Raw genomic sequence first — 4,281 nt, 5'->3', positions numbered from 1 at the left:
ACACTCTTACCCTACCTCCGCTCTTCCGATCTGTGTTGTCGCGACAACACAGAAGTTGACGCCCGCGGACGACACAGTCCGGCGGCTTCCTCACGATCACGACGCGGCGCGGCGGGTGCGCAGGCCGAGGACGCGGCGGCCGGCGGCGAGCATGAGGTCGCGGAGCACGTCCTGGTCGTGGTGCTGGAGCACCGGCGAGGAGGCCGCGGTGGCGATGCCCGCGAGCGCGATGGTCGCGTTGATCTCCGCGCCGGGGCTGCCGTCGAGCCGCATCAGCTCGGCCGGACGCTGGATCAGCTCCACGATGTCCGGGTGGCTCTGCAGCGCGTTGGTCACCCCGGCGTCCATGCCGATCATGCCGATCAGGGCCCGGTGCCGGACGGTCAGGTCGACCATGCCGGACAGCATGGCGTCGGCGCGGGCGGCGGCGGTGCGCTGGGCCTGTGCGACCGCGATGACCGCGCGCAGCTCGTCGATGGCGGGCTGGATCACCGCGGTCAGGATCTCGTCGCGGGTCTTGAAGTGGTGGTAGATCGCGGCCTTGGTGACGCCGAGGGTATCCGCGATCATCTGCAGCGAGGTGCCCGCGAAGCTGTGCAGGGCGAACAGCCGGCATGCCTCGTCGAGCAGGCGCTGCCGGGTGCGCTCGGGGCCGCGCGAGTCGGCCTGCGCCACAGCGGTCACGGCGTACTCCTTACCAGATCAAGCAAACCAAAGCTAGTCCCTCATCCGCGCCAAAGCTAGCCGATCGGCAGGGCGGTGCCCAGCCGCACGTCAAGCTGGAAGCCAGCCGAACGTAAAGCTGAAAGCTTGCCGATCGTCTTGCTCACTCCTTGCCGATCGGCTTGCTCCCACCTTGACGAACGGCTAGTGTCCGAGCCGGATACGGCGGCCCCCGACAGGCGCGTGAACAGCGCGTTTCGCCGTGATGACAGTCACACCCTTCCCCGTTTGGAGTCCTCGACGTGGCGACCTTCCTCTACCGGATCGGCCGGTTCTCATACCGCCGGCGCTGGCTGGTACTAGGCGTATGGGTGCTGCTGATCGCGCTCGCCGGTGCCGGCGCGGCGACGCTCTCCGGCAAGATGACCAACGATTTCAGCATCCCGGGCACCGAGGCGCAGCAGGCCATCGACCGGCTCACCGAGCGCTTCCCCGAGGCGAACGCCGGTGGGGCCAGCGCCCGCGTGGTCTTCGGCATGCCCGAGGGCAAGACCGTCGCCGACCCCGAGGTGCAGGCCGCCATCGGCCGCGTGGTGTCCGAGCTGAACGCCGCGCCGCAGGTCGCGCGGGTCGTCGACCCGTACACGGCGAAGTCCATCTCCCTCGACGGCCGCTACGCGTTCGCCCAGGTCACCTACGGTGTGCAGGGCATGGAGCTGACCGACGCCGACCGGGACGCGCTGCTCGACGCGGCCGCCACCGGCCGGGACGCCGGGCTCGCGGTCGAGGTCGGCGGCGACGCGCTGCGGGCCAACCCGAAGACCGGTGTCGTGGAGGTCATCGGCATCGCGGTCGCCGCGGTCGTGCTCATCGTGACCCTCGGCTCGCTCGTCGCCGCCGGGCTGCCGCTGCTCACCGCGCTGGCCGGCATCGGCGTCGGCCTGGCCGGCGTCGCCATCGCGTCCCGCTGGGCGGACATCAACTCCAACAGCCTGATCCTGGCGCTGATGCTGGGCCTCGCCGTCGGCATCGACTACGCGCTGTTCATCGTCTCCCGCTTCCGGCACGAGCTGCTCGTCCGCAAGGACGGCGCGGACGCCGCCGGGCACGCCGCGGGCACCGCCGGCTCGGCCGTGGTGTTCGCCGGGCTCACCGTGATCATCGCGCTGGCCGCGCTGACGGTGGTCGGCATCCCGCTGCTGACCGGCCTGGGCCTGTCCGCCGCGGCCACCGTCGCCGTCGCGGTGCTGGTCGCGATCACCCTGCTGCCCGCGCTGCTCGGCTTCACCGGCGATCGGCTGGTCAAGGGCCGCCTGTTCGGCCGCAGCACGCCCGACCCCGAGTCCGACACCGGTCCGGTCCCGCTCGGCGAGCGGTGGGCCCGCTTCGTGGTGCGCTTCCGGGTGCCGATGCTGCTGGTGTCGGTCGCCGCGCTCGGCGTGCTCGCGATCCCGGCCGCCGACCTGCGCCTCGGCCTGCCCGACGACGGCATGCAGGCCGCCGACACCACCCAGCACAAGGCGTACGACATGATCACCGAAGGTTTCGGGCCGGGCTTCAACGGAGCCCTGGTGATCGTGGCCGAGCTGCCCGCGGGCGCCGACCCGCAGCAGGCCGCCGGCGCCGTCGCCGGCCAGCTGTCCGGCATGGACAACCTGCTCTACGTCGCGCCCAACGGGGTCAGCCCCGACGGCCGCACCGCGCTGCTGGCCGCCATCCCGAAGACCGGCCCGAACGACGCGGCCACCGCCGACCTGGTGCACGCCATCCGGGACAAGGCCGGTGCCGTCACCGCCGCCACCGGCGCCACCATCGCGGTCACCGGCGTCACCGCGCTGGCCATCGACGTGTCCACCACGCTCGACGACGCGCTGGTGCCGTACCTGGCCGTCGTGGTCGGGCTGGCGTTCCTGCTGCTGCTGCTCGTGTTCCGGTCGATCCTGGTGCCGCTGAAGGCCACCCTCGGGTTCCTGCTCAGCGTCGCCGCCACGTTCGGCGCGGTGGTGGCCGTGTTCCAGTGGGGCTGGCTGGGCGAGGTCTTCGGCGTGCAGGAGACCGGGCCGATCATGAGCATGCTGCCGGTGCTGCTGATCGGCATCCTGTTCGGCCTGGCCATGGACTACCAGGTGTTCCTGGTGACCCGGATGCGCGAGGACTACGTGCACGGGGCCGAGGCGCGCGAGGCGGTCGTCACCGGCTTCCGCCACGGCGCCCGCGTGGTCACCGCCGCGGCCATCATCATGATCAGCGTGTTCGGCGGCTTCGTCTTCTCCGGCGAGACGCTGATCCAGTCGATCGGCTTCGCGCTCGCCTTCGGCGTGCTGGTGGACGCGTTCGTGGTCCGCATGACCATCGTCCCGGCGCTGATGTCGCTGCTGGGCCGCGGTGCCTGGTGGCTGCCGCGCTGGCTGGACCGCGTGCTGCCCGATGTGGACGTGGAGGGTGAGAAGCTGCGCCAGGCCGAGCAGGCCCGCGAGCCGGTGGCCGTCGCCGGCTGACCTCTCCGATACCCCGGTCCTGGTGCCTCGCTCCTCGGCGCGTGCACCAGGACCGGTTCCCTGTCCAGGATCGGCCGCCGCGACGACTTCGCCGCGTACGATGATCGATCTCCTCGGCGGGCGCACCTTGCGTTGTTCGTCTAAAGTAGCCGCCCATGACCTCTCAGCCCGACACGGCTACGCGCAGGGACCGGGTGCGGCGCTACTACGATCGCAACGCCGCCGCCTTCGAGCGGCTCGGGCAGGGCGGCGCGTCCATCCACCGCGCCGTCTGGGCCCCCGGGGTGGAGAGCCGGGAAGCCGCCTTCCACCACGTCGACGACCTCCTGCTCGACATCCTGTCCGGTCTGGACGGGCGCGCGAGCGTGGTGGACCTCGGCTGCGGCCTGGGCGCCAGCCTGCTCTACCTGGCCGGCCGCGCCGACATCTCCGGCGAGGGCATCACCATCAGCCCCGTGCAGGCCGCGCGGGCCGGTGACCTGATCGCCAGGGCGGGCGCCGCCGACCGCGTACGCTGCCGCGAGGGCGACTACCTCGCGCTGCCCGACGACCTGGCCGGGCAGGCCGACCTCACGTTCTCCATCGAGGCGTTCCTGCACAGCCCGGACGCCGACGGCTACTTCCGCGAGGCCGCGCGCAGCCTGAAGCCGGGTGGCCGGCTCGCCGTCTGCGACGACTTCCTCGCCTCGAAGTCGCCGCCCGCCTCGCCGCGGGCCGCGCGCCGCCTGGACGAGTTCCGGGCCGGCTGGCACGCCGCGTCGCTGATCACCGTCAACCAGGTGCGTACGCTCGCCGCCGCGCACGGGCTGAGCCTGGTGCGCGACCTCGACCTGACGCCGTACCTGGAGCTGCGCCGCCCGCGCGATCGCGGAATCAGCCTGCTGGTCGCGGCGGGACGGCCGCTGCGGCTGTCGGGCGAGTACTGGCAGTCGCTGGTCGGCGGGGACGCGCTGCAGTGGGTGCTGCTGCACGACCTGGTCGAGTACCGCTTCCTGGAGTTCGAGCGCGTCCGCTGACCGCACCATGGATGCTCTTATGGATGTCAAGCCGCTGAGGCTTGGCATCCATAAGGGTGTTCAGCGGTGATGATCTGGTAGATCTCGCGGGCCAGGTAGCGTTT

General features: G+C 71.7%; 3 protein-coding genes. 2 read left to right on the top strand and 1 reads right to left on the bottom strand.

The genetic code is table 11. From position 1 onward, the window contains the following. Positions 1-96: 96 nt before the first annotated feature. Positions 97-684 carry a helix-turn-helix domain-containing protein gene (locus tag AB0J67_RS39515; protein WP_363490690.1) on the bottom strand — a complete coding sequence of 196 codons (588 nt, stop codon included), beginning with the start codon at positions 682-684 and terminating at the stop codon, positions 97-99. Between the two features lie 281 nt (positions 685-965). On the opposite strand from AB0J67_RS39515, the gene AB0J67_RS39510 reads away from it, so the two are divergent. Together AB0J67_RS39510 and AB0J67_RS39505 are read left to right on the top strand one after the other, a co-directional pair. Further along, complete coding sequence (locus AB0J67_RS39510; protein ID WP_363490688.1) at positions 966-3,161, top strand: MMPL family transporter; 2,196 nt, start codon at positions 966-968, stop codon at positions 3,159-3,161. 155 nt (positions 3,162-3,316) lie between these two features. Continuing rightward, a complete protein-coding gene (locus AB0J67_RS39505; RefSeq protein WP_363490686.1) occupies positions 3,317-4,177 on the top strand; it encodes a methyltransferase domain-containing protein in 861 nt (286 codons plus the stop codon). The last annotated feature ends 104 nt before the right edge of the window (positions 4,178-4,281 follow it).

The sequence above is a fragment of the Catellatospora sp. NPDC049609 genome, assembly GCF_040675365.1.
In the GTDB taxonomy this organism is placed as follows: domain Bacteria; phylum Actinomycetota; class Actinomycetes; order Mycobacteriales; family Micromonosporaceae; genus Catellatospora.
The sequence above is the reverse complement of the archived record's forward strand: the minus strand, read 5'-3'. Positions and strand labels throughout refer to the sequence as shown.

What these genes read in the sequence shown, in the direction of transcription:
- AB0J67_RS39505 (WP_363490686.1), top strand. Translation starts at nt 3,317, where the DNA reads ATGACCTCTCAGCCCGACACGGCTACGCGCAGGGACCGGGTGCGGCGC.